Below are 26,231 nucleotides of genomic sequence, written 5' to 3' on the forward strand. Positions count from 1 at the left end.
CGTTGATTATCAATTCTTATTTATTGCTATTGCCGTTTTCTCTCCAGTAAGATGAACGGTATTGCTGTCAGTCCTGAGTGAGTAAGGTGTATGTCACCCACCATCTATGATATCGCACGGGTTGCGGGCGTATCGAAATCAACCGTTTCCCGCGTTCTGAATAAACAAACCAATATTTCTCCCGAAGCGCGGGACAAAGTGCTGAAGGCGATTGACGAATTAAATTATCAGCCCAATAAACTGGCCCGTGCCCTGACCTCTTCAGGTTTCGACGCCATTATGGTTATTTCTACCCGCTCAACCAAAACCACCGCCGGTAACCCTTTTTTCTCCGATATCCTTCACGCGATTACGGCAAAAGCGGAAGAAGAAGGTTTTGACGTCATTTTGCAAACGTCAAAAAGCAGTGAAGACGACCTGTTGAAATGCGTGAATAAAATAAAACAGAAGATGATCAAAGGGATCATTATGCTGAGCTCACCCGCTAATGAATCCTTTTTTACCACGCTGGATGCCTATGGCGTCCCGGTTGTGGTGATTGGCAAAGTGGAAGGGGATTATCAGAATATCTATTCCGTTGATACGGATAATTTTCATGACAGCGCCACGCTGACGGAAGCATTTATTAAGAATGGCCGCCGCCACATTGCCTGTTTGCATGCGCCACTTGATTATCACGTGTCGATTGATCGCCTTGCAGGGTATAAAGCTAGCCTGGAGAAGCACAATATTGCGCTTAATCCGGACTGGATCATGGATGGCGGTTACACCCATGAGAGCGCGCTAACGGCGGCGCTTGAATTGCTGTCCTTACCCACGCCACCTGATGCCGTTTTTGCCACCGACAGCATGAAGTTGCTGAGCCTCTATCGCGCGGCGGATGAGTTAAACCTGATGATCCCGGAGCAGGTGGTGATAGCCGGATACAGCGACCCGATGCTGTCGCTTATTTTAACGCCCGCGCCTGGTGGCTTTGATATTCCCACCCGCAAACTCGGTGAAGAGAGTTGCGATCTTCTCTTCAGGCGAATTGCCGGTCGTCCCGCCCCACAGAAAGTGCTTGTCGATACCCATTTTTTGCTGGCCGCCTCCCTGCGCTAACACCAGGGGCTGGCTACCCCTGGCGTGCTGTCGGTCAGAACGCGTAGTTTACGCCAACCCCCGCATAGTGGAAGCGGTCGCTTTCGCCCTCATCGTGGTTTTCCCACTCATAAGCGTATTCCAGCGTCATGGACAAACCATTATTAAAGTCATACGCGTAGAGCATACCGAGTCGGTTGAAATCATGTCCTTCACGCTCAGGATCGTCCTGCCAGTCCCAGTTTGACCAGCGATCGAGCCCCAGGCGGGTATACGGCGTGAGCGTGGTCTGTCCTAATGAAATGGGCAGATAGGCACGAATTTCCTGCGTGGAAAATTCGCCGTTATTACGAGAACCGTCCATATTAAAACCACGCTCCAAATAGTAATTCACTTTTGCCGCAAAGGTTTCGTTAAGGGTCCAGGTAAAGCCGGTTTCTGTTTCAACGCGGCTGTCAGCATAGCCGGTTTTTTCCAGATCGTTGGCAAACTGATACATGGCAAACCAGCCGCCAAAACGCCAGTCGTCGGTTAATTTAATATCCCAGTCAGGCTGGATTTTATAGCGCTGCATATTCGCGCTACCGTCTTTCGCCCCGTGCTCATCTTTGAAGTGGTAGCCGTAATTACGGAAACCACCGGTCAGGCCGAGGGTAAAATCATCGGTTCCGATAAAACGATAACGTAATTCAAATTCCGGGCGATCAAAATAGGTGCCGCGGGTCATACTGCTGTAATCAACCGGCCCTTCCTGATACATGGCCAGCGAAATTGTCCATGCGTCCCAGGTGGCATTAAACCAAACAGACGGTTCATATAAGCCGTCTTTATCCTCGCCCTGCCCTTCGACGTTTTCAATTTCATACATCGCGCCAATATTAAATTCCCACTGCGTCGCGTTTTCAGTTGCCTGCGCACAGCTAACCCCTGCGCACAGAACGAGCGCAGCACTTCTTAGTAGAGTACTCATGTAATATTCCCTTTATAATTAACAAACAAAAAAACCGGAAACGTCAATTTCCGGCAAACACTTTTTATCTAATAGCCGCTTCGGTTTCCGCGTCGAAGAAATGGCACTTATTCATATCGAACTGAATACCGATATTATCCCCTGCGGCATAATCATTCGCGGCTCCTGCTCGGACAACCAGCTCATGTCCGCCGACGGTGGCATAGAGCATAAATTCCGCGCCAGTGAGTTCAGCCACGCTGACTTTCGCCGCTATGTCGTCATCACGGTTCTGCAGGGTCAGGATATCTTCCGGGCGAATGCCAAACACCACCGCTTTACGCTGATACCCCGCGTTATTCAGAGCCGCAAGCATCTCCTGCGGGATTTCCAGGCGCAGGGTTTCCGTGACGAAATAACGATCGTCTACCGCGCCGCGAATAAAATTCATGGCAGGCGAGCCAATGAAACCTGCAACAAACATATTCGCCGGTTCGTTATAAACCTGCTTTGGTGCCCCCACCTGCTGAATAATGCCGTCCTTCAGGATGACGATGCGGGTGGCCATCGTCATCGCTTCCGTCTGATCGTGGGTCACGTAAATCATCGTGGTGTTGAGCTTCTGATGCAGCTTGCTGATTTCCGCTCGCATCTGCACGCGAAGCTTGGCATCGAGGTTGGATAACGGCTCATCCATCAGGAAGACACCCGCTTCACGCACAATCGCCCTGCCTAACGCCACGCGCTGGCGCTGTCCCCCCGACAATGCGCCTGGTTTACGATTCAGGTATTCACGCAACCCCAATATTTGAGCCGCCCAGTTAACCCGCTCCTCAATGATCGCAGGGGCGATTTTTTGCATTTTCAGGCCAAACGCCATGTTGTCGTAGACCGTCATATGCGGATACAACGCATAGTTCTGGAAAACCATGGCAATATCGCGGGATTTGGCCGGCACGTCGTTCATGCAAACGCCATCAATTACCAGTTCCCCGGCGGAGATCTCTTCCAGTCCCGCAATCATGCGCAGCGTCGTCGACTTGCCGCAACCTGACGGACCGACGAAAACGATAAACTCTTTGTCCTCTATGTCGAGATTGAAATCCTTTACCACATGAACCTGGTTATCATAGATTTTCTGGATATGTTTCAGAGACAATTGCGCCATTGTTAATTCCTTATCAATACGTCCGGGATGCCCAGAAATCGGTCAGGCATTTCCAGGTCAGTTCCCGCGTTGAATGAAGTTGTAATCCCGCATGGTGCAGGCCCGATCCAATCCCAACCGATAGCATTCCCGCGGCGTTGATCGCCTCAACGCCTGCGGGGGCATCTTCAATACCGATGGCCGATTCAGGACGAACCCCCAGACCAGCGCAGGCGGCGAGGAAGATCTCCGGGTCAGGTTTCGAACAGACAATGAGGGAGGCGTCGGCACAAAAATCAAAGGCGTCCTCAATGCCGAGCGCCGCCAGTATGCGGGGCGCATTCAGGGAAACGGAGGCGAGCCCAATTTTGACCTTCGCCGCCCGAATGTCCGCCAGCACCTCGCGGATGCCCGGCAGCAGCGACGCCTCGGTCAACGACGCCAGAGACGCGACGTAGAGCGCATTTTTCTTACCCGCCAGCGCCATGCACTGTTTGTCGTCAAACGCCCCTTCTTTTGAACCGTGTCGCAGGATCCGCTGCAGGGATTCCATGCGGCTAATTCCCTTCAATTCCTCGTTAAACACCTCATCAATAGTGATGCCGATCTCCTGCGCGACCGAACGCCAGGCGAGGAAGTGCAGATGCGCGGTATCGGTGATGACACCGTCAAGATCGAAAACAACAGCTTCAGGCTTCATGGCTGGCCTCCGTGGTAGCGGTCCCATTACCAGGCGTAAGAAAATCCCGTAAGGGCAGTGCCTGCCGCTCCGTGACGCACAGCGTTTTTCCCCAGAGGGTTAACGTGACGGGTGCGGTGGTATCAATAGTTAGCACGTCATTTTCAAACGCGAAGCGCATTCGCGCGTTCCGCCAGCGCAGCGGAAAAGCAAGTTTGCGCCAGTGAGCGGGCAGCTTCGGCGCAAGATGCAGTTCCCCTTCTACAATCTGCATACCGGCAAATCCCTGAATCACGCCGGACCAGATTGCGCCGGTGGCGGCAGCGTGAATGCCGTCGTCGCTGCTGTGGGGATCCTCTCCCAGGTCAATGGCGACACCAGCACGCCAGAAAGCATAGGCTCCTTCCGTATCGCCGCAACGAGCCGTCACAATGCCGTGAATGGCCTTGCTCAGCGAAGAGTCATGGATCGTACGGGGCTCGTAGAACGCCAGGTTGGCGGCACATTGCTGCGGCGTAAACCGTTCGGGCAACAGGTAGTTAAGCATCACAACATCGGCCTGCTTAAGGATCTGCATCTCATTCACTTCCGCGCGGGAGTAATCGAGCAGAATGGTCTGCTTCCCCGCTTTCGCTTTATAACGGCTCAAATCGATAGCCGGTTTCGCCATGAAGGTGTCATCCTGTGGGATCACACCGTCTGCATCGGCTTCCGGTAGCCATAATCTCGCCAGGAACCGGGTGGCATTCTCCATAAAACGCGTATCTTCACGCCCAAACATGGTCATAAACCGGCATGCACTGGCGACATTGTGCCAGGCAAGATAGTTGGTGTAGGCGTTATTGTTCACGTGTTCCGTGTATTCGTCCGGTCCGATCACGTCATGGATTTCCAGACGCCCCTTCACTTCCGTTGCACGCCCCATCCAGAATGCGGCGGTTTCCATCAGCAACGTCAGACCTTCTTTGCGCATAAAGGCATCATCCTGCGTTGCCTGCCAGTAAGCGACCACGGCCCAGGCAATATCCGCCACGATATGGTGTTCAGCCAGCGCGGAGGCCACCTTCTGGCGCGTGCCCGTTCGGATGTTGATGGCGGCAAACTCCGGCGTCTCTTCCTGACCACTTACCGCACTCTCCCAGGGGAACAGCGCGCCCGGCCAGCCGTTGCGACGGGCTTTTTCCCGGGCGCCGGCCAGGTTAAGCCATCGATAGCGCAGCAGGCTCCGGGCGATCTGCGGACGGGTAAAAAGATGGAAAGGCAGCAGGAAAATTTCCGTATCCCAGAAGACGTGGCCTTTATACCCCTCTCCCGTCAACCCTTTTGCGGCAATGCTGCTTCGCTCATCATGAGCGGGGGTCATGGCGGTCAGATGCCAGACGGCATAGTCCAGCGCCATCTGATCCTCACTTTCCGACGAGTCCACCTCTACCCGGGCGTCGCGCCAGACCTCTTCCCAGACACACGCAGAGCTTTCCAGCAACGCGGCATAACCCCTCGCCGCACACACTTTGAGATCCGCCAGCGCGCTGCGTGCAAACGACGCCTGCGACAGGGCTTTATCGCTGCGGTGAGCAACCCAGACGAGTTTATCCAGCGTGACAGTGTCACCCTGAGCAACCATCAGTGAATAGTGCGCCAGCAGCCGACGGTTTTTGGCGGTGAAGCAGCTATCGCTGTTTGCTGACAGCTGACAAAACGCCGAGATGACAACCTCAGAGCCCCGGTCCTGCGTTTCATAGATACCCTGCAGGTAATGCTGGTCAAACACTCTGACCGACGCTTCATCCAGATGCTGTCTTCCGCTGTTGGTTTGCGTCGCATCAATGCCGGTGTTCAGCACGACCTGCGAGTCGGCATCAAGCGGCGTAATCGAGAATTGCATCGCCGCTAACGGCAACTGATCCAGCGAGACGAAACGGCGGCTCTCCAGACGGTAGCGTTTTCCGTTGGGCGAGCGCCAGACGACGCTGCGCCGGAGTTCGCCATTGGCAAACGCCAGCTCGCGTTGCCACGCGAGGATCTCGCCTGAAAGCAGCGTAAAATTCACCCCATCCAGTTCAATATCCATACCGGTGATATCTGGCAGGTTGATCAGTTCCGTGGTCTCGTGACGACCCGCCTGATGATAAAGCCCGGCAAGATACATGCCTCTGGTTTGCCGGGTGTACTCTTCTTCATGCGTCGCGCGGATCCCCATGTAGCCATTACCGCAGGCCATGATGGAGGCGTATTTATTCAGGCTGTGGGGACAAAAGCCCGGATCGGTTAAGACAGAGACGTTTAGCATAATGAGACGCTTTCCCCTGTTTCTGCCGACTCATACAGCGCGGCGACAAGCTGCTGGATAACCAGCCCCTGTTCTGCATCGGCGATCGTTACAGGTTCCCCCAGCACATGACGGACAAAGGCATCCATACTGCGTAAATGGCGCCGATCGTCCGCCTCTTCACGCTGTGTGAGGGTGTGTAAAACACCGGCGTCGTCGTGATAAATGTGGGCCGGGAAAAGCGTGGCCCCTGCCTTCTCACCGCAGAATGTGACGTTCATGATCGACTGCTCACGGATATTCAGCGCAAACGAGGTGTCGAGACGCAGAATGCCGCCGTTGCAAAACTCAATGGTGCCGAACAGGGCATCTTCAACGGTAAACTGAGCGGGATCCCACGTGCCAAACTGGCCGCTGCTTTTGCGGTTTCCCAGCCTCTGGAAGCTGTGCGCTGTCACCCGTTTAACCGCCGGGAACCCCAGCACGTACATCGCGGCATCCAGCATATGGATACCAATATCAATCAGCGGTCCACCGCCCTGTAGCGATTTGTTGGTAAAGACGCCCCAGCCCGGCACCCCACAGCGCCGCAGCGCCTGCGCCGTGGTGAAATAAATTTCACCCAATGCGCCGTTCATCACGGCCTCACGCACCTGTTGCGTATCCAGTGCGAAACGATGGTGAAAATCATACGCCAGTACTTTTCCCGCCTTACGCGCAGCGATGCGCATCTGGTCGGCCTCTTGTGGCGTCATGGCTGGCGGTTTCTCGCACATCACATGGCAGCCGGCTTCCAGCGCGGCCATCACGTGTTCAAAGTGAAACCGGTTAGGCGAACAGACGCTCACCACATCCGGCTTAACCGCTTCGAGCATCTCCCTCACATCCTGCCAGACAGAGGGGATGGCATGACGTTCCGCAAACGCCTGTGCCTGTTCAGGGTGATTATCCATCACAGCCACCATCTGAACATCACTGCGTGTGGCGTAATACGAGGCATGCACTTTTTCCGCGACCTACCCGGCGCCAATAATGGCGACGCGCAGGCACGAAGGTGTAGAGGGACTCATCACGCTCGTCATCCTTAGCATTCACGCAAATAAGTGAGTGAGTCCTGGTACGCCTGAACCGGGTCGTCGGCACGAACACGGCATTCATACACCACATAGCCCTGATAATTATCCGCACGCAGCTGATCGAACAGGCTGGCAAAATCGAGGCTACCGCTTCCCGGCTGATAACGATGATTATCGGCAATATGGACGTGACCAAGCAGATCGCGGTTGCGATGCAGCGCCTCCGTCAGCGAATCTTCTTCGATATTCATATGGTAGAAATCGCCGATGATCTGTACGTGTTTCAGCGCGTTCTCTTCGATATAACGACGCGCGTCCGCCAGGGTATTGATCATGTGATCCTGATAGCGGTTCAGGGGTTCCAGGTAAATCGTCGTTCCGGTACGCCCCGCCACCTCACCCAGCCTGCGCAGCGAAGCACTCACCGCGTTGCGGTCGCCTTCGAGGCTGCGTGGGGAGGTCATCGGTGGCAGGCGGAAGGTAAACATTCCCCAGGCTGCAGGTACGATAATGCCCTTGCCCCCTACCTCTGCCAGGGCCTCCAGAATACGTTCAATCTGTGTTAACCCGTTCAGCCGACGCTCTTCGATGAAGTCGCCAATCCAGCCATCGTATCCCCCACATGCAGTCGTCACCGGCAGGCCAGTGGCGTTGATCGCGGCTTTTACCTCATCAAGGTTTTCTACCAGCAGTTTGCCGTCAATTTCATAGCCATCAAAACCCATCGCTTTGATGTACTTGAACTTCTCCAGAATCGGGGTCGGGAAAAAGGCCTGGTTTTGGGTTGCGATTTTCATTGGTGCTCTCCTTAGCTTAAAAAGTGACGCCCATTTTGATGCTCAGCTCAGGGTGCTGATCGACATACTGCATGTAGCTTTCAGCGCTGGTGGTAAAGGTGACAACCGGGTCGATCAGGTCCTCGCAGTTGAGATAACCGTTCATCAGCAGCTCCCAGCAGGTCTCCTCAATGCGTTTGCGGTTCCAGCGCGGGTAATCCGGATTGGGTTCGCTGCAGGCGCGCGAAAAGACGATCTTCGCGTTATTGAAATGTGCTTCGCGACCGAGGTTGAAGCCTTCTGCGAACGGTTTCGCGAAGGCGACGTAGGAGATAGTGCCGCCGTAGGCGAGTCCGCGTAGCGCAGACTGCAGTGCATCAGCAAAGCCGCTGGTTTCGATGATCACATCCGCACCCTGCTTCCCGGTCAGTTTTTTGATCTCCAGGCCGACGTCCGTACCGACTGGATTAAGGCAGTGGTCTGCCCCATGACGGCGGGCAATCTCGCAACGGTGGGCGATAGGATCGACACCGATGACAATTGACGCACCGGCTTTTTTCGCCAGCTGGATCGCAATCTGGCCAATGGCCCCAAGCCCGACCACGACCACAAAATCCCCGACCCGTACGTTGGCATCGCGCACGCCGCTCATGGCGAACTGTGCCGGATCGTAGCAAACGGCGTTTTTCCAGGACGCGCCCTGCGGCATTTTACGCAGCTTGTAGTTATTGACCGCGTTAACAATGACCGTCTCCTGCAGCGGCCCATAGCAGCATACGCTGTCGCCTGGCTGGTATTCCGTCACGTCAGCACCACATTCAATAATGTCGCCAACAATCATATTGCCCAGCTGGAACTTACCGAATTCGATCCCGCGGGCTGCACCGGCTTCACGCGGTGTGAACATCTGCCACTCCGCGTTGAACTCTTCATCAATAAACGGGCTTGCCGCGCGGAAATCCACAACTTCGGTTCCGTGTTTCGGTGCGCCAAAGCGGGCACGAATTTTCACTTCATGGACAGCAACCGGACGATCTTCATACTCCACCAGCGCCGCCACACGAGGCGCCGTTGCAACTAACTTTTTCATGACTTGCTCCTGGGAAAAAATACTGGCCGCCTCAGCCCTTAACGCCGCCGGCGGTCAAACCACTTTTAATAAAACGTTCTGATAATGCGTACATGATGACCACCGGAAGTGCCGTCACCAGCGATGCCGCCATCATGCGACCCCAGATATAATCTGGCGTGCTAAAGAGGGTGTTCAGCCCGACCGGCAGAGTGAAATTGCTGGCACTCGAGAGGAAAATGGAGGCAAACAGGTAGTCGTTCCACGCCACCATGAAGCAGTAGACAAAGACCGACACGAGACCGGAAATCGCCAGCGGCACGGTGATGCGAAAGATGATCTGCAGGCGATTCAGACCGTCCATCATCGCCGCCTCTTCTATTTCGTCCGGAATGGTGTCGAAATAGCTGCGCAGCATGAAGACGGCAGTGGGCAACGTCTGGGTCACCATGGTGACGATCAGCGCCAGTTCTGTGTCATAAATGCCGAGCGCGGTGATGATTTTGAACAACGGTACGACCAGCAAAATCCCGGAGAACATGTAGACGGTGTAGAAGCTCGCATTGATCGTCGCGCGTCCTTTAAAACGCAGTTTGGACAAGGCGTAAGCCCCGAGCGTACCGAGAAATACGGCAATCACCGATGAGATCAATGACACCACCATGCTGTTTCTGAAGTAGTCCACAAACGGGAAAATCAGCGGGTTGAAAATGTCGACGTAATGCTGCAACGTCCACTCCTGCGGCAATATGGTCGGGTGCAGGGATATCGCCTCTTTTGCGCTTTTGAACGACGTCATCAACATCACAAAAAACGGGAACAGTGTGATGACAAGAAACAGCAGCAGCCCCAGATAAAAACCAATACGGCCCAGTACGCGTTTATTTGTTGCCATTGAGGTTTACCCTTTTTCTGGTCAGCAGGATCACCGCGAAGATGATCACGAACAGCACGACAGAGATCGCGGCTGCTTTACCCAAATCATTGAAAGCGAAAGCCGTTTTGTAGAGATAGACGCCCAAAATATCGACCTTGGTCGTCAGCAGGTAGACATCCGCGAACATGTAGAACATCCAGATAGTGCGAAGCGTGACCACCGTCGCCAGCACCGGCATAATCGCGGGCAGCGTGACGATACGAAAACGCTGCCAGGCATTCGCACCGTCCATTTCCGCAGCTTCATACAGCGATTTATCAATGGTCTGTAAAATCGCGAGAAACGAAATGAACGCGTACGGGAAGTAACGCCAGATGGCGAACAACACCACCAGCACAAAGCTGCTGCCTGGATTGTCGAACCACAGCGGCGCCTGGTCATACAGATGCAGCAGATCAACACCCAGATAGTTCACAATCCCGTAGCCGTTGTTGAACATGTATTTCCAGGCAAACACCAGTGATATGGACGGGGTGACATAGGACAAAATCACCAGCGAACGGGCTGTTTTGCGCAGGCGAAACTCGCGGTTAAAGAAAAGGGCAACGGCCAGCCCCAGCACCGTACTCCCCATCACAACCAGTGCGGTGTACCAGAACGTCATCCACAGCGAATGCCAGAAAGCGGCATCACTGAGAATGCGAATGTAATTGTCCAGCCCGACAAACACGGCGCTGATGCGCGGGTTAAGCGGCAAACGTAAAAAGCTGATTTCAATGTTGGAAATCATCGGCCAGGCCACCAGGCCCCCCAGCAAAATCAGGCTGGGGGCCAACAGCAGCATGGCGAAAGGCATATCTGAACGACCAGAAAACAACGTCTTCATAATTTCCTTCCGCAAAGCGCTCCTATCATTGTGACATCAGGTCAGTCAGTTGCTTCTGGCTGCTACTCAACGTCGCGCGGAGATCGTGTTGCCCCACCGTGACGTTATGCACCATGGAACTGATAATCCCGGACCCCGTCACATCCCCCATGCGAGTGAAGTTTTTGTCCCCCACTGCGCCAAACACCTGGACATTCGGGAACTGCGCGATCAGTTCGTAAGGCAGTTGCCCAAAGGCTTTAATCACATCATTGTTTTTCCAGGTATCGGTGCCGACGACCAGTTTGTTCACCGGCAATGCCGCGCCGGGCGACATCATTACCCAGTCCGTTGCCTGTTGAGCCTGTTCCATCCAGGTGACAAACTTCTCTGCGGCTTTCGTTTCGTCTTCAGTCTGACCGGCGGTGATCGTCAGGGAGGTGACCATGCCGTAGACGGCAGACGATTTTTCTGTTGGCACAACAAAGCCGAGGTTGGCCGGGTTTCCGTCTTTAAAGACCGCCGGCAGGATGTAGGTGGAGTAAACGGCCATGGGGGCAGAACCGTTCATGAAGGCATCTTTGATCTCCATGACATCGTTTGAGCCAGGCATGGTGTTCGCGGCCAGCGCTTTATAAAACGCCAGAGCACCCGCCATTTCAGGGGTATCGATATTAATATTCCCTTTTGCATCAAAAACGTTCGCGCCACCGGAAAGTGCAAACTGAGAGAATGCCTGCTCGGTCATCACGCTTTCTGCGGTTGGCAGCGCAATGCCGTAATGTTTCCTGGCCGGGTCGTTCAGGCGCTGGCTGGCGTTAAGCAGCTGTTTCCAGTTATGCGGCTCGTCAATACCCGCCGCGGCAAGCACATCTTTGTGGTACCAGACACCGGACAACCAGGCGCTGATCGGCACCCCCGTCCAGGCAGAACCGTCTTCCGTACGAACAACGCGCAAGATGCCGTCATAGAAGGTGTTTTCACCGACCGCCTTGATGGCTTCGCCGATCGCCTTGCGATCCAGCAGTTGTTCCTTGTCCATCACCTTCGCGTAGTCGTGGCTGACTTCAATCACCTCAGGCAGTGCGCCGGTTCTGGCCAGCGTAATCACTTTGGTGTTATAGGCATCTTCTTCTACCGGCACCTGTTTTACGGTAATGCCAGGGTTCTCTTTCTCGAATTTTTCGATCAGTTTCGTAATAACCGCCTGACGCTCCTGCTCAACCGACGAATGCATAAACTCGATGGTGACAGCAGACGGTTTGTCATCCTTGCACCCTGATAACAAGGCGCACGAAACCAGTGCTGAGATCAGCACAATTCGGGGCATTTTCATGTTTAAGGTCCTTTTTTAGTTTTCTTTAATCCACAACACCTGCCATGGAGTAAGGGTTAGCGTTGTATCGGTAATAGCATTTCCGGCGATCAAATCCCTGCCAACTGAAATATCGGATTGCACCGTTTGGGTACGTTCGCTGAAATTAAATATTGCGGTTATTTTTTCACCCGAAACCGCAACGCGAGTAATTTTTAAAATAGCGTTTCCTGATGTACTAAAATACGCTTCACTGTCAGGATGGAATGCTTTTTCCATCCGTCGCAGCGCAATTAACCGGCTTAACGCGGAATAGACCTGATATCGCAAACTGTTTTTATTTTCCAACGCATCATCAATTTTGCCTGCAACGTATTTCTCTCGATTAATCGCACGGTTGTATCCCAGGCGCTTAACCCCTTCATAATCATTACGCGACCCCAGAACACTCTGAATATAAACCGCAGGCACACCCGGAAAACTTAACAGCACGGCGTGCGCCAGAATAAAACGGGCCACGCGTTGATTATCATCACAATCACGTGTACTTAATGCATCCAGATAGGTTACGTTAATTTCATAAGGACTTCGGGTACCATCCGGGTTATTTTTCCAGTTAACCAGCGCCCCTTCGTGCTGAAGTTTTTCAACCAGGGAGAGGATCTCTGATTCGGGTAAAATTCCCCGTAACGGATTAAGGCCAATCCCGTCATGCGAGGCCAGGAAGTTGAACCAGGTGGTGTTCGTTGAGGGCAGCGTGAGCGACGCAGCCCACTCACTGAGAACACGAACATCCTGGCTATGCACCGCATGCAGTACCAGCGGAGGCAGCGAGAACTGGTAAACCATCTGCGCTTCATTTTCACCGTTGCCAAAGTAAGAGATGTTGTCTTGATGCGGAACGTTGGTCTCCGTGATGATCACCGTGCCAGGTGCAACGACGTCGGTAATGGCGCGGAAGAGCTGAATGAGGAGATGCGTTTGTTCAAGGTGGATGCAGCATGTTCCGGGCGTTTTCCACATAAACCCAACGGCATCCAGACGGATGTAACGCGCCCCTTCAATCAAGTAATGCAGCAGCACGTCAACCATCGCAATCAGCACCTGTGGCGAGGCGAAATTGAGATCGACCTGGTCGTCACTGAAGGTGGTCCACAGGTGGCGTACGCTGCCATCATGAAGCGTGAAAGGTGTAAGAAGCGGTAATGCGCGCGGACGCGTTACGGCGGAGAGGTCAGTTTGAGGATCGACAGCAATAAAGAAATCGTCGTACCCTGGGGTTTGTTTAAGATAATTAGCAAACCATTTGCTTTTGGCTGACATGTGGTTACAGACAAAATCAAACATCAAACTGGTTGACTGTTTTAATTCGGCAACGTCTCGCCATGTTCCTGTTTCAGGTGCAACTTGATGATAATCAATGACAGAAAAACCGTCGTCCGAAGACCATGGGTAAAAAGGTAAGAGATGGACATGAGAAAAAGAAGCAGAAAGCCATTTATTATAAAAACGTGTAAAAACAGGAAGGGCCTTCTCCCCTTCTGCCGAAAACTGATCGGCATAGGTAATCAGAACAACATCATTTTCATCCCAATCCGTTTTACGCGTTTCCGTAATAACAGAAGCGGCCTTTCCGATATTTTCCAGTAGCGCATTGAGCTGGGCATCAGAAAACATTTCCCCGTAAATACGATTAATAAGTTCTTTAATTTTTGCGTTCACTTTATTTTCCATGGTAGCGGTCCCACGGATGGCAATCTACTCCCATGGAAAATATCTGTCAACGGACCGGGAGGCAGAAAAAGGGCATTGCAAAGCAGCTCAACGCAGTATTGTGAGCTGCCGCAAAGAAAGAATGGGGAAAAGCGAAAATAGCGTTAACTGTCGCCAGCCCTGCTCACGAAAGAGAAAGGCCAACGCGAGGGGACATTACCGGGTGAAATAACGGCGTGAAAGCCGTTTTGCAACGTTTTGCAACAGCGGTTCGAGTGCCACGGCCAGCACCATTCTGACCGGCTTGCGGGCAACCGATTTAATCGCCCACCCCGCTACCCCAGCCGGACCGTAACGTAACGCGGTCATCAGGACCAGCTTACCTGCGATTTTCAGGCCGGGTTTTACCTTTTGACCGGCCTGTTGCCAGTGTTGTTTCATCTCTTTTCTCTCTTAAAGCTGACGGAAACGACTTCTCAGCGTAAAGGTATCGGATGTGACATAACGTTCCATTTCCCGTAACCGCCTCTCACCGGCGGCGAGTTGCTCATCCACAGCATTGAGGAGATCGCTGCTGGTGGGAGCCCCTTCCGCAGCCAGTTCCCCTTCCGGCATCGGGTCAAGGACAAACGACAGAATGATGTACGCCACCAGGGTAATAAATGCCAGACCGAAGAAGATCGACAGCACGGTGACCACGCGGACCAGTTTTACCGGGACATCAAGATAATGCGCCAGCCCGGCACAAACGCCTCGCACCATGCCCTGCTGCGGAATACGCCACAACTTTTTGTTCAGATTCAGTTCAGACATTAACGATCCCTCCAGTTTGGGTGTTCGGCATCGAGAATGGCTTCCAGCGCCTGAATGCGTTCGCGCATTCTGTTCGCCTCCTCGGAGAGCTGTGCCAGACGCTGTTGTTCACTCTGGGAAAGTTCGCCCCGTGAAGAACGGTTGCTGTAGTGCAGCCAGAGCCATATCGGCAATACGAACAGCACGAAAATAGTCAGGGGAATGGCCAGAAAAAGCGCGCTCATGTGTACTCCTTGTCTTACGAGGCGGCACACTCAGGTGCCGCAGGCATTATTATTGGTTATCTTGCTTCATTTTGGCTTTCAGTGCCGCCAGTTGCTCGCTGATTTCATCATCGGCTTTCAGATCGGCGAACTGTTGATCCAGCGACTTCTGCTTGCCGATGCTGTGACTTTCGGCTTCCGCTTCCATCTGGTCGATACGACGCTCAAACGATTCAAAACGCGCCATCGCCTCATCCAGCTTGCCGCTGTCCAGTTGACGACGCACGTCGCGGGAAGAGCTCGCGGCCTGGTGACGCAAAGTCAGCGCCTGCTGACGCGCCCGCGTTTCGCTCAGTTTGTTTTCAAGCTCACCGATCTCTTTCTTCATTCGGCTGAGCGTGTCATCCACCAGCGTCACTTCATGCTCAAGAGTCGCCACCAGCTCTGCCAGCTTCTGTTTTTCAATCAACGCCGCACGGGCCAGATCTTCTTTGTCCTTACGCAGCGCGAGCTCCGCTTTCTCCTGCCATTCGTTCAGCTGAGCGGTAGCCTGCTCAATACGACGCGTAAGCTGTTTTTTCTCCGCCAGCGCACGGGCAGAGGTAGAACGCACTTCAACCAGCGTGTCTTCCATCTCCTGAATCATCAGGCGTACCAGTTTCTGCGGATCTTCCGCTTTCTCAAGCAGCGAGTTGATGTTGGCGTTCACGATGTCGGCAAAACGAGAAAAAATACCCATAATCGAATCCTCTTAGTTCTGTTATCGGGCGATGCCCTGCTGTACAGATAATACAAAACCCGTGCCAGTTTTTTATCTTATTGATTTTCATGAGCCTGATTGCTTTTCAGGCAACGCGCAACTATGCTTACCTGGTGAATATCGCTAAGGAGTGGTTAATTTCATCATGCCTGGATACAAAGACAATCTACTCGGTGAAGCCAACAGTTTTCTGGAAGTGCTGGAACAGGTCTCCCGCCTTGCGCCGCTCAATAAACCGGTGCTCATCATCGGTGAACGCGGAACCGGAAAGGAGCTGATAGCCAATCGTCTGCATTATTTGTCCGGGCGCTGGGATGGCCCCTTCATTTCCCTTAACTGCGCGGCGCTCAATGAAAATTTGCTCGACAGCGAGCTCTTCGGCCATGAAGCGGGCGCGTTTACCGGCGCCCAGAAGCGCCATCCCGGACGCTTTGAGCGCGCCGACGGCGGCACGCTGTTTCTCGACGAACTGGCCACCGCGCCGATGCTGGTGCAGGAAAAACTGCTGCGCGTGATTGAGTACGGCGAGCTGGAGCGTGTCGGCGGCAGCCAGCCGCTGCAGGTCAATGTGCGCCTGGTCTGCGCCACCAACGCCAACCTGCCGGAAAGGGTCGCGGAGGAAAAATTCCGTGCCGATCTGCTTGACCGGCTGGCTTTTGACGTCGTTCAGCTTCCCCCGTTGCGCGAGCGGCGAAGCGACATCATGCTGCTGGCAGAACAGTTTGCTATCCAGATGTGCCGTGAACTGGGTCTGCCGCTCTTCCCCGGCTTTAGCGACTATGCCCGGGAGACGCTGCTTGCTTATCACTGGCCGGGAAATATCCGCGAGCTGAAAAACGTCGTCGAGCGTTCCGTCTATCGCCACGCCAGCAGCGAGACGGAGCTGGACAACATTATTATCGATCCTTTTCAGCGTAGCGCCCCCCCGATATCCGCTCCGTCGTTGTCGGCCGATGCGCCCACCCTTCCCCTGGATTTACGTCAGTTCCAGCACGACCAGGAGCAACAGCTGCTGGAACAAAGCCTGAAGGCAGCAAAATATAACCAGAAACGGGCAGCTGAACTGCTGGGTCTGACCTACCATCAGTTAAGGGCATTGCTCAAAAAGCATCAAATGCGCTGACAATATCAGCACTTACCCGCAGACATTTTTACGAAGCAGGCGTAAGTGCGATACACTTTGCAGATCGAACCTAAAAACCTTAAAAATTATGCGTCTGGTTTTATCGTCCTTTTTTGCACTCGGTCTGTTCAGCAGCCTGGCCTTTGCTGCGCCCGGGCAAACGCCGCAGCCTGACATTCGAGACAGCGGCTTCGTCTATTGCGTCAGCGGCCAGGTGGACACCTTCAACCCGCAAAAAGCGGGCAGCGGCCTGATTGTGGATACCCTCGCCGCCCAGCTTTACGATCGGCTGCTTGATGTCGATCCTTACACCTACCGTCTGGTCCCCGAGCTGGCGGAGAGCTGGGAAGTATTGGATAACGGCGCAACCTACCGTTTTCATCTTCGTGATGATGTGGCGTTTCAGCGCACGCCGTGGTTTACCCCCACGCGCAAGCTGAACGCGGACGATGTGGTCTTTACGTTCCAGCGTATCTTCAACCGCAATCACCCGTGGCATAACGTCAACGGCAGCAACTTCCCCTATTTCGACAGCCTGCAGTTTGCCGACACCGTTAAGAGCGTGCGCAAGCTGGATAACCGGACGGTTGAATTTACGCTGACCCGACCGGATGCCTCCTTCCTCTGGCATCTGGCGACTCACTATGCGTCCGTTATGTCGGCCGAATACGCGGCGAAGCTGACGAAAAAAGATCGTCAGGAGCTGCTCGATCGTCAGCCAGTCGGCACCGGTCCATTCCAGCTGGCCGAATACCGCGCCGGGCAATATATTCGTCTGCAGCGCCACGAACATTTCTGGCGCGGCACGCCGCTGATGCCGCAGGTGGTGGTCGATCTGGGTTCCGGCGGGACGGGGCGTCTGTCAAAACTGCTCACCGGTGAGTGTGATGTGCTCGCCTGGCCTGCTGCCAGCCAGCTCACCATTTTGCGCGACGACCCGCGCCTGCGTCTGACGTTACGTCCCGGCATGAACATCGCTTATCTGGCCTTCAACACCGATAAGCCGCCGTTGAATAACCCTGCCGTTCGTCATGCGCTGGCGCTGGCGATCAACAACCAGCGCCTGATGCAGTCGATCTACTACGGCACAGCTGAAACCGCCGCCTCAATTTTACCGCGCGCCTCGTGGGCCTACGACGGTGAGGCTAAAATTACGGAATACAATCCGGCAAAAGCGCGCGAACAGTTGAAGGCTCTGGGCGCGGAAAACCTCACGCTGCAACTTTGGGTGCCTACCAGTTCCCAGGCGTGGAACCCGAGCCCGCTCAAGACCGCCGAGCTGCTGCAGGCGGATATGGCGCAGGTCGGCGTGAAGGTGATCATCTTACCGGTAGAGGGCCGTTTCCAGGAGGCGCGCCTGATGGACATGAATCATGATTTAACCCTGACCGGCTGGGCCACCGACAGTAACGATCCGGACAGCTTCTTCCGTCCGTTGCTAAGCTGCGCGGCGATAAACTCGCAGACCAACTACGCCCACTGGTGTCACCGGGAGTTTGACGCCGTGCTGCAAAAAGCGCTGGCTTCCCAACAGCTGGCTTCCCGCATCGACGCCTATGATGAAGCGCAGAAGATCCTCGCGCAGGAGCTGCCGGTGTTGCCGCTGGCCTCCTCCCTGCGTCTGCAGGCCTATCGTTATGATATTAAAGGCCTGGTGCTGAGTCCTTTCGGCAACGCCTCGTTCGCCGGTGTGTCGCGTGAAAAAGAACAAGAGGTGAAAAAACCATGATTATTTTTACCTTACGTCGGCTCCTGTTGCTGCTGGTGACGCTCTTTTTCCTGAACTTTGTCGGCTTCAGCCTGAGCTATTTTACGCCGCATGCCCCGCTCCAGGGCTCTTCCCTGTGGGATGCCTGGCTCTTCTGGTTTAACGGGCTGCTGCACTGGGATTTTGGCGTGTCCAGCATTAACGGACAGCTGATTTCCGAGCAGTTAAAAGAGGTCTTCCCGGCCACGATGGAACTGTGCATTCTGGCCTTCGGCTTTGCCCTGATGGTTGGCATTCCCGTGGGGATGTTGGCCGGCATTTATCGCAACAAATGGCAGGATAAGTTGATCAGTGCGCTGGCCCTGCTCGGCTTCTCCATCCCGGTCTTTTGGCTGGCGCTGCTGCTGACGCTTTTCTTCTCGCTGACAATGGGCTGGTTGCCGGTCTCAGGCCGTTTTGACCTGCTTTACACGGTGAAAACGGTGACGGGCTTTGCGATCGTTGACGCATGGCTCTCCGATTCCGTGTGGCGCGATGAGATGATCGTGAGCGCCCTGCGCCATATGGTATTGCCGGTGCTGACCCTGGCGGTGGCACCGACGACCGAAGTGATCCGTCTGATGCGTCTGAGTACCATTGAGGTGTTTGACCAGAACTATGTTAAAGCCGCCGCGACGCGCGGGTTGTCGCGCCTGACCATCCTGCGTCGCAACGTCCTGCATAACGCCCTGCCGCCGGTAATCCCACGTCTGGGATTACAGTTTTCCACCATGCTCACGCTGGCCATGATCACCGAGATGGTCTTTAGCTGGCCCGGGCTGGGACGGTGGCTGATTAACGCTATCCGCCAGCAGGACTACGCGGCGATTTCGGCTGGAGTGATGGTGATTGGTTCGCTGGTGATCATTGTGAACGTGTTGTCCGATATTCTGGGTGCTATGGCCAACCCATTGAAGCATAAGGAATGGTATGCCTTACGATAGCGTATACAGTGAAAAGCGCACACCCGGTGTGCTGCGTACCGTGTGGCGTAAATTCTACGGCGACACCACGGCGATGATCGGCCTTTATGGCTGCGCCGGTCTGGTGGTGCTTTGCATTTTTGGTTCGTGGTTTGCGCCTTATGGTATTGATCAGCAGTTCCTGGGCTATCAGCTGCTGCCGCCTTCCTGGTCGCGCTACGGTGAAGTCTCCTTCTTCCTGGGAACGGACGATCTCGGACGTGACGTGCTCAGCCGCCTGCTGAGCGGTGCTGCGCCTACCGTGGGCGGGGCGTTTGTGGTGACATTTGCGGCAACGATCTGTGGGCTGGCGCTGGGTATTTTTGCGGGCTCTACCCATGGTCTGCGTTCGGCGGTGCTTAACCACATTCTCGATACGCTGCTCTCGATTCCCTCTCTGCTGCTGGCGATCATTGTGGTTGCCTTTGCCGGTCCGCACCTGTCGCATGCCATGTTCGCCGTCTGGCTGGCTATTCTGCCCCGCATCGTGCGTTCAGTTTACAGCATGGTGCATGATGAGCTGGAAAAAGAGTATGTCGTCGCAGCCCGGCTGGACGGCGCAACGACCTTCAATATTCTGTGGTTTGCCGTTTTGCCTAACATTGCCGCCGGGCTGGTCACCGAAATCACCCGCGCCCTGTCGATGGCGATTCTGGACATCGCTGCGCTTGGCTTCCTCGACCTCGGCGCGCAGTTGCCGTCTCCTGAATGGGGCGCGATGCTCGGGGACGCGCTGGAATTAATCTACGTTGCGCCGTGGACGGTGATGCTGCCGGGTGCGGCCATTATGGTGAGCGTGTTGCTGATCAACCTGCTGGGCGACGGTATTCGCCGTGCAATTAACGCGGGGGTGCAATAATGCCGCTTCTTGATATTCGCAACCTCACCATCGAATTCAAAACCGGTGAAGGCTGGGTTAAAGCCGTCGATCGTATCAGTATTACCCTTGCTGAGGGTGAGATTCGCGGGCTGGTGGGTGAATCCGGCTCGGGGAAAAGCCTGATTGCCAAAGCCATTTGCGGCGTGGCAAAAGATAACTGGCGCGTGACCGCAGACCGTATGCGCTTTGATGATATCGACCTGCTGCGTCTCTCCCCGCGCGAGCGGCGTAAGCTGGTCGGGCATAACGTCTCGATGATTTTCCAGGAGCCGCAGTCCTGTCTCGACCCGTCCGAACGCGTGGGCAAACAGCTGATGCAGAACATTCCCGGCTGGACCTATAAAGGCCGCTGGTGGCAGCGTTTCGGCTGGCGAAAACGCCGCGCCATTGAGCTGCTGCACCGCGTCGGGATCAAAGATCATAAAGACGCAATGCGCAGTTTCCCCTATGAACTGACCGACGGTGAATGCCAGAAAGTGATGATTGCCATCGCGCTGGCCAATCAGCCGCGCCTGTTGATTGCGGATGAACCCACCAACGCGATGGAGCCCACCACGCAGGCGCAAATCTTCCGCCTGCTGTCGCGCCTCAACCAGAATAACAACACCACCATTTTGCTGATCAGCCATGACCTGCAAATGCTCAGCAAATGGGCGGATAAAATTGATGTGATGTACTGCGGGCAAACGGTCGAAACTGCGCCAAGTGAAGACCTGATCACCGCGCCGCATCATCCGTATACGCAGGCGCTTATCCGCGCGATTCCGGATTTTGGCAGTGCCATGCCGCACAAGAGCCGCCTGAATACCCTGCCAGGGGCGATTCCGCTGCTGGAATCCTTGCCGATAGGCTGCCGTCTGGGGCCGCGATGTCCCTACGCGCAGCGCAAGTGCATTGAAACGCCGCGTCTGACGGGGGCTAAAAACCATCTTTATGCCTGTCATTTCCCGCTGAACATGGAGAGAGAGTGAAATGGTCGAAACCTTGCTGGAAGTCCGCAACCTGAGTAAGACCTTTCGCTATCGTACGGGGCTGTTTCATCGTCAGACGGTCGAAGCGGTAAAACCCCTGAGCTTTACCCTGCGTGAAAAACAGACCCTGGCGATCATCGGTGAGAACGGTTCCGGCAAATCCACGCTGGCAAAAATGCTGGCGGGAATGGTCGAACCGACCGACGGTGAAGTGCTGATTGACGATCATCCGCTGGCGTTCGGCGATTACTCTTTCCGCAGCCAGCGCATCCGCATGATTTTCCAGGATCCGTCGACCTCGCTCAATCCACGCCAGCGCATTTCGCAGATCCTCGATTTTCCGCTGCGTCTGAACACTGACCTTGAGCCGGAGGCGCGCCGCAAGCGCATCGTTGAAACCCTGCGTATGGTTGGGCTGTTACCGGATCACGAAAGTTACTACCCTCATATGCTGGCTCCCGGCCAGAAACAGCGTCTGGGTCTGGCGCGTGCGCTGATTTTGCGACCGAAAGTGATTATTGCCGACGAGGCGCTTGCCTCGCTGGATATGTCGATGCGCTCGCAGTTGATTAACCTGATGCTGGAATTGCAGGAAAAACAGGGTATCTCTTATATCTACGTGACCCAGCATCTGGGGATGATGAAACACATCAGCGATCAGGTGTTGGTCATGCACCAGGGGGAAGTGGTCGAGCGCGGCAGCACGGCGGATGTGATGGCCTCCCCGCTTCATGAGCTGACAAAACGACTGATTGCCGGTCATTTCGGTGAAGCATTGACGGCTGATGCGTGGCGAAAAGACCGATAAGCGCGCATTGAAAGAGTGGTCGGATTAACTAAGCACGCGACACGTGATATTATCGCCGCGTTTTAACGACGATTGTCCCGATATGATGACAATCGGCACAACAATGAATATAAGGATTAAAGCTATGGGTTTTCTTTCCGGTAAGCGCATTCTGGTAACTGGCGTTGCCAGCAAACTGTCCATCGCATACGGCATCGCACAGGCAATGCATCGCGAAGGCGCTGAGCTGGCGTTCACCTACCAGAACGACAAGCTGAAAGGCCGTGTTGAAGAGTTTGCCGCGCAGCTGGGTTCCAGCATTGTGCTGGAATGTGACGTTGCACAAGACGAAAGCATCGACGGCATGTTTGCTGAACTGGCAAAAGCATGGCCGAAATTCGACGGTTTCGTTCACTCCATCGGCTTCGCTCCTGGCGACCAGCTGGACGGTGACTACGTGAATGCGGTAACCCGCGATGGCTTCAAAATCGCACACGACATCAGCTCCTACAGCTTCGTGGCGATGGCAAAATCCTGCCGCGCGATGCTGAACCCGGGCGCAGCCCTGCTGACCTTGTCTTACCTGGGCGCAGAACGCGCTATCCCTAACTACAACGTAATGGGTCTGGCTAAAGCGTCGCTGGAAGCCAACGTACGCTACATGGCGAACGCAATGGGCCCTGAAGGCGTGCGCGTTAACGCCATCTCTGCAGGTCCAATCCGCACCCTGGCAGCGTCCGGCATCAAAGATTTCCGTAAAATGCTGGCACACTGCGAAGCGGTTACCCCAATTCGTCGTACTGTTACCATTGAAGATGTGGGTAACTCTGCAGCATTCCTGTGCTCTGACCTTTCCGCGGGTATCTCCGGCGAAGTGGTTCACGTTGACGGCGGCTTCAACATCGCTGCAATGAACGAGCTGGAAATTAAATAAGCTGTGACTCTCTTCCCGCCCGGGAAGAGAGTATTTCTCCCCGCGTCACCCCTTCGTTATTCCGTTCTGCTATTTGTTATCACCTAACAATATTTTTCCCTTTATCAGCCTTACGCCAGGATATTGATCGCCATTTTGAGATCAAGGAACGCACATGGAACAACGCCGTTTTTCCGGCAAAGGCCACTGGTACCACGAAACCCAGTCAAACCACGCGCAGACGGATGTTCTGCCCCTGGTGCCCGAAGCCGCTAACGTCGACGATCGTTTTTTGCTCGATTTAGCCTTGCCTGATGAGATTGTCGCCGCCTGTTCTGGCTGGCTTACCCCTGCCAGAGCCTTATGTCATCTGCTGTTTCCGCTCTCGATTCCCGTGAACCGCCTGCACACGCTCAGCGCCTACGACAGGCTCAGCACCGCGCTGACGGTCGCACAGGCCTGTGGCGTCCAGCGGCTTTGTAACCACTACGCCGCCCTCCTCGCCCCGCTTCCCGGCCCGGACTCCTCTCGCGAAAGCAACCGACGCCTGGCGCAAATCACGCAGTATGCCCGCCAGCTCGCCAGCTCCCCTGATGTCATTGATGATAAAGCGCAAAACCAGCTGGATGAGGTGGGCCTGTCAATATATGACATCGTGGTGATTAACCAGATTATCGGCTTTATCGGTTTTCAGGCGCGCGTAGTCGCGGTGTTTCAGGCGCTGTTGGGACACCCTGTTCGCTGGTTGCCGGGTCATCATATTCAGCCGCACACCCTGCCCGCGATCCACAGCGCGTGGGTGCCGCTGTTACCGGTCGTCGAACTGCGCTATGCGAGTGCGCATCAGCTTGAGTCGTTGTCCCGCTGGCAGGCAGAGCCCGCGCTTGAAGCGCTGACTCCGGTCCTTTGTCATGAGCCGTCGCTGCTCGACCTGACGGGAGAAATCATGATACACAGCCGGGAAACGATTGCTCTGACCTCTCCTGCGCTCTCCGCTGCGGTTGAGTTGCTGACACGTTCACCGGACCGCTTCAGTGCCGCACAGTTTACCCCGCTCACGGATCAAGGACTTTCAGCCGAACACGCCATCGCGCTGCTGACTCAAAGTGCGTTTGAGGGCTGGCTTACGCGTCTGAAAGTCGCGTTGGGTAAAGAGGAATAACCATACTAATTACCCAAAGACCGCTTGCTGAGACAGTGAGAATCGCGTAAAACTGTCAGCCGCTCAATGGCTACGAAAATAGAACATTATGTTTCAGGACAACCCGCTGCTAGCGCAGCTTAAACAGCAACTGCATTCCCAGACGCCGCGTGCAGAAGGGGTCGTAAAAGCCACGGAAAAGGGCTTTGGCTTCCTTGAAGTTGACGCGCAGAAAAGCTACTTCATTCCGCCTCCGCAGATGAAGAAAGTGATGCATGGCGATCGCGTCATGGCCGTCATTCATACCGAGAAGGAACGTGAGTCCGCCGAGCCGGAAGAACTGATTGAACCGTTCCTGACCCGTTTTGTGGGCAAGGTGCAGAGAAAAGACGATCGTCTCTCTGTCGTACCGGATCATCCCCTGCTGAAAGATGCCATTCCGTGCCGTGCTGCCCGTGGTGTTGAGCATGATTTTAAAGACGGTGACTGGGCCGTGGCCGAAATGCGCCGTCATCCGCTGAAAGGCGATCGCGGTTTCTATGCCGAGTTAACCCAGTTCATCACCTTTGGCGCTGACCATTTCGTGCCATGGTGGGTCACCCTCGCGCGCCACAATCTTGAAAAAGAAGCGCCAAATGGCGTGGCGACCGAGATGCAGGACGAAGGTTTGACGCGTCACGATCTCACCGCCCTGACGTTTGTCACCATCGACAGCGCCAGCACAGAAGATATGGATGACGCGCTCTACGCTGAAGAGAGCGATGACGGCAAACTGCATTTGACGGTTGCCATTGCCGATCCGACAGCCTGGATTGCCGAAGGCAGCAAGCTGGATGACGCGGCGAAGATCCGTGCCTTCACCAACTACCTGCCAGGCTTCAATATTCCGATGCTGCCGCGCGAATTGTCAGACGATCTCTGCTCGCTGCGTCCGGATGAAGTACGTCCGGTCCTTGCCTGCCGCATGACCATCGCAGCGGATGGTACCATTGAAGACGATATTGAGTTCTTTGCCGCCACCATCGAATCGAAAGCCAAGCTGGTCTACGATAACGTCTCCGACTGGCTTGAAAATACGGGCACCTGGAAACCGGAATCCGACGCGATTGCCGAGCAAATCCGTCTGCTGCATCGTATCTGCCTGAACCGCGGCGAGTGGCGTCAAACCCATGCGCTGGTGTTCAAAGATCGCCCGGATTATCGCTTTGTGCTGGGTGAAAAAGGTGAAGTGCTGGATATCGTGGCTGAGCCGCGTCGCATTGCCAACCGTATCGTAGAAGAAGCGATGATTGCCGCTAACATTTGCGCCGCACGCGTGCTGCGCGACAAACTGGGCTTTGGTATTTACAACGTCCATACCGGGTTTGACCCGGCGAATACCGAAGCGCTAGCGGCCCTGCTGAAAAATCACGATGTGCATGTGGATCCGGAAGAAGTACTTACGCTGCCGGGGTTCTGCAAGCTTCGTCGTGAGCTGGATGCACAGCCATCCGGTTTCCTGGACAGCCGTATTCGTCGCTTCCAGTCCTTCGCAGAAATCAGCACCGAGCCAGGCCCGCACTTTGGCCTCGGCCTGGAAGCGTACGCCACCTGGACATCGCCCATCCGTAAATACGGCGATATGGTGAACCACCGTCTGCTGAAAGCCATCATCAAAGGCGAAACGATTGCCCGTCCTCAGGAGGAGACCACGCTGCAGATGGCCGAACGTCGCCGCCTGAACCGCATGGCGGAGCGTGACGTGGGAGACTGGCTGTACGCGCGCTTCCTGCAGGATAAAGCCGGCACGGATACCCGTTTTGCGGCAGAGATCATTGATATCAGCCGCGGGGGTATGCGCGTACGTCTGGTCGATAACGGCGCGGTGGCCTTTATTCCTGCTCCGTTCCTGCACGCTGTCCGTGACGAAATGGTCTGCAGCCAGGAAAACGGAACGGTGCAAATTAAAGGTGAAACGGTTTACAAAGTCACCGACGTGATCGACGTAACTATCGCCGAAGTCCGCATGGAAACCCGCAGTATTATCGCACGCCCTGTCGCCTGATAAGCTGTTCAATTGTCGGTCATTTCCTCTCAGGAATGGCCGACAATCTCTCTTTTTACCCTCGCCACAAAA

25 protein-coding genes are annotated in these 26,231 nt (G+C 54.8%); 10 read left to right on the forward strand and 15 right to left on the reverse strand.

Going from position 1 to position 26,231, the window contains the following annotated elements:
• Nucleotides 1-90 precede the first annotated feature (90 nt).
• The gene (locus SP99_RS12420; RefSeq protein WP_047958800.1) at nucleotides 91-1,101 is read left to right on the forward strand and encodes a LacI family DNA-binding transcriptional regulator; all 1,011 of its coding nucleotides are present in this window, start codon (nucleotides 91-93) and stop codon (nucleotides 1,099-1,101) included.
• 34 nt (nucleotides 1,102-1,135) lie between these two features.
• Here SP99_RS12420 and SP99_RS12425 read toward each other — a convergent pair whose 3' ends face one another.
• From SP99_RS12425 to pspA, 15 genes are all read right to left on the reverse strand, one after another.
• Complete coding sequence (locus tag SP99_RS12425) at nucleotides 1,136-2,050, reverse strand: OmpG family monomeric porin (protein WP_047958801.1); 915 nt, start codon at nucleotides 2,048-2,050, stop codon at nucleotides 1,136-1,138.
• A 64-nt stretch (nucleotides 2,051-2,114) separates the two neighbouring features.
• Nucleotides 2,115-3,197, reverse strand: coding sequence for an ABC transporter ATP-binding protein (locus SP99_RS12430; RefSeq protein WP_047958802.1), 1,083 nt, complete (start codon nucleotides 3,195-3,197; stop codon nucleotides 2,115-2,117).
• Nucleotides 3,198-3,210: 13 nt separating this feature from the next.
• The gene (gene pgmB, locus SP99_RS12435; protein WP_047958803.1) at nucleotides 3,211-3,876 is read right to left on the reverse strand and encodes a beta-phosphoglucomutase; all 666 of its coding nucleotides are present in this window, start codon (nucleotides 3,874-3,876) and stop codon (nucleotides 3,211-3,213) included.
• Nucleotides 3,866-6,145, reverse strand: coding sequence for a glycoside hydrolase family 65 protein (locus tag SP99_RS12440; protein ID WP_047958804.1), 2,280 nt, complete (start codon nucleotides 6,143-6,145; stop codon nucleotides 3,866-3,868). The genes pgmB and SP99_RS12440 overlap by 11 nt, the downstream gene beginning before the upstream one ends.
• The gene (locus tag SP99_RS12445) at nucleotides 6,139-7,128 is read right to left on the reverse strand and encodes a D-glucoside 3-dehydrogenase (RefSeq protein WP_231584235.1); all 990 of its coding nucleotides are present in this window, start codon (nucleotides 7,126-7,128) and stop codon (nucleotides 6,139-6,141) included. Before SP99_RS12445 ends, SP99_RS12440 begins: the two co-directional genes overlap by 7 nt.
• Before the next feature lie 80 nt (nucleotides 7,129-7,208).
• A complete protein-coding gene (locus tag SP99_RS12450) occupies nucleotides 7,209-7,997 on the reverse strand; it encodes a 3-dehydro-D-guloside 4-epimerase (RefSeq protein WP_047958805.1) in 789 nt (262 codons plus the stop codon).
• A gap of 16 nt (nucleotides 7,998-8,013) precedes the next feature.
• Complete coding sequence (locus tag SP99_RS12455) at nucleotides 8,014-9,066, reverse strand: D-guloside 3-dehydrogenase (RefSeq protein WP_047958806.1); 1,053 nt, start codon at nucleotides 9,064-9,066, stop codon at nucleotides 8,014-8,016.
• Between the two features lie 31 nt (nucleotides 9,067-9,097).
• On the reverse strand, nucleotides 9,098-9,940 hold the full coding sequence (locus tag SP99_RS12460) for a carbohydrate ABC transporter permease (protein ID WP_045285087.1): 843 nt from the start codon (nucleotides 9,938-9,940) through the stop codon (nucleotides 9,098-9,100).
• Nucleotides 9,927-10,808, reverse strand: coding sequence for a carbohydrate ABC transporter permease (locus tag SP99_RS12465; protein WP_047958807.1), 882 nt, complete (start codon nucleotides 10,806-10,808; stop codon nucleotides 9,927-9,929). The genes SP99_RS12460 and SP99_RS12465 overlap by 14 nt, the downstream gene beginning before the upstream one ends.
• 25 nt (nucleotides 10,809-10,833) lie before the next feature.
• A complete protein-coding gene (locus SP99_RS12470) occupies nucleotides 10,834-12,123 on the reverse strand; it encodes an ABC transporter substrate-binding protein (RefSeq protein ID WP_047958808.1) in 1,290 nt (429 codons plus the stop codon).
• 15 nt (nucleotides 12,124-12,138) lie between these two features.
• Entirely contained in the window at nucleotides 12,139-13,836 is a 1,698-nt protein-coding gene (locus SP99_RS12475; RefSeq protein ID WP_047958809.1) for a sugar phosphorylase, read from the reverse strand.
• A gap of 195 nt (nucleotides 13,837-14,031) precedes the next feature.
• Nucleotides 14,032-14,256, reverse strand: a complete 225-nt coding sequence (pspD, locus tag SP99_RS12480; protein ID WP_047958810.1) for a phage shock protein PspD — start codon at nucleotides 14,254-14,256, stop codon at nucleotides 14,032-14,034.
• Nucleotides 14,257-14,268: 12 nt separating this feature from the next.
• Nucleotides 14,269-14,628 carry an envelope stress response membrane protein PspC gene (pspC, locus tag SP99_RS12485; protein ID WP_047958811.1) on the reverse strand — a complete coding sequence of 120 codons (360 nt, stop codon included), beginning with the start codon at nucleotides 14,626-14,628 and terminating at the stop codon, nucleotides 14,269-14,271.
• Complete coding sequence (pspB, locus tag SP99_RS12490) at nucleotides 14,628-14,852, reverse strand: envelope stress response membrane protein PspB (RefSeq protein WP_025756611.1); 225 nt, start codon at nucleotides 14,850-14,852, stop codon at nucleotides 14,628-14,630. Before pspB ends, pspC begins: the two co-directional genes overlap by 1 nt.
• A 49-nt stretch (nucleotides 14,853-14,901) precedes the next feature.
• Nucleotides 14,902-15,570, reverse strand: coding sequence for a phage shock protein PspA (gene pspA, locus SP99_RS12495; RefSeq protein ID WP_025756610.1), 669 nt, complete (start codon nucleotides 15,568-15,570; stop codon nucleotides 14,902-14,904).
• 166 nt (nucleotides 15,571-15,736) lie between these two features.
• On the opposite strand from pspA, the gene pspF reads away from it, so the two are divergent.
• From pspF to SP99_RS12540, 9 genes are all read left to right on the forward strand, one after another.
• Nucleotides 15,737-16,714: a phage shock protein operon transcriptional activator gene (pspF, locus tag SP99_RS12500; RefSeq protein ID WP_047958812.1), complete on the forward strand. Its 978-nt coding sequence runs from the start codon at nucleotides 15,737-15,739 to the stop codon at nucleotides 16,712-16,714.
• Between the two features lie 88 nt (nucleotides 16,715-16,802).
• Nucleotides 16,803-18,443 (forward strand): ABC transporter substrate-binding protein SapA, encoded by a 1,641-nt coding sequence (gene sapA, locus SP99_RS12505; protein WP_047958813.1) that lies wholly within the window; start codon nucleotides 16,803-16,805, stop codon nucleotides 18,441-18,443.
• A complete protein-coding gene (gene sapB, locus SP99_RS12510) occupies nucleotides 18,440-19,405 on the forward strand; it encodes a putrescine export ABC transporter permease SapB (protein WP_047958814.1) in 966 nt (321 codons plus the stop codon). The genes sapA and sapB overlap by 4 nt, the downstream gene beginning before the upstream one ends.
• On the forward strand, nucleotides 19,392-20,282 hold the full coding sequence (gene sapC / locus SP99_RS12515; protein WP_047958815.1) for a putrescine export ABC transporter permease SapC: 891 nt from the start codon (nucleotides 19,392-19,394) through the stop codon (nucleotides 20,280-20,282). The genes sapB and sapC overlap by 14 nt, the downstream gene beginning before the upstream one ends.
• Entirely contained in the window at nucleotides 20,282-21,274 is a 993-nt protein-coding gene (gene sapD, locus SP99_RS12520) for a putrescine export ABC transporter ATP-binding protein SapD (RefSeq protein ID WP_047958816.1), read from the forward strand. The genes sapC and sapD overlap by 1 nt, the downstream gene beginning before the upstream one ends.
• A 1-nt stretch (nucleotide 21,275) precedes the next feature.
• Entirely contained in the window at nucleotides 21,276-22,082 is an 807-nt protein-coding gene (gene sapF / locus SP99_RS12525) for a peptide ABC transporter ATP-binding protein SapF (RefSeq protein WP_025756604.1), read from the forward strand.
• Nucleotides 22,083-22,206: 124 nt separating this feature from the next.
• Complete coding sequence (fabI, locus tag SP99_RS12530) at nucleotides 22,207-22,995, forward strand: enoyl-ACP reductase FabI (protein ID WP_003856831.1); 789 nt, start codon at nucleotides 22,207-22,209, stop codon at nucleotides 22,993-22,995.
• A 154-nt stretch (nucleotides 22,996-23,149) separates the two neighbouring features.
• Nucleotides 23,150-24,136, forward strand: coding sequence for a CMD domain-containing protein (locus SP99_RS12535; protein WP_047958817.1), 987 nt, complete (start codon nucleotides 23,150-23,152; stop codon nucleotides 24,134-24,136).
• An 88-nt stretch (nucleotides 24,137-24,224) separates the two neighbouring features.
• Entirely contained in the window at nucleotides 24,225-26,159 is a 1,935-nt protein-coding gene (locus SP99_RS12540) for an exoribonuclease II (RefSeq protein ID WP_047958818.1), read from the forward strand.
• The last annotated feature ends 72 nt before the right edge of the window (nucleotides 26,160-26,231 follow it).

This window comes from Enterobacter sp. BIDMC92, from assembly GCF_001030225.1.
Classification (GTDB): Bacteria; Pseudomonadota; Gammaproteobacteria; order Enterobacterales; family Enterobacteriaceae; genus Enterobacter; species Enterobacter sichuanensis.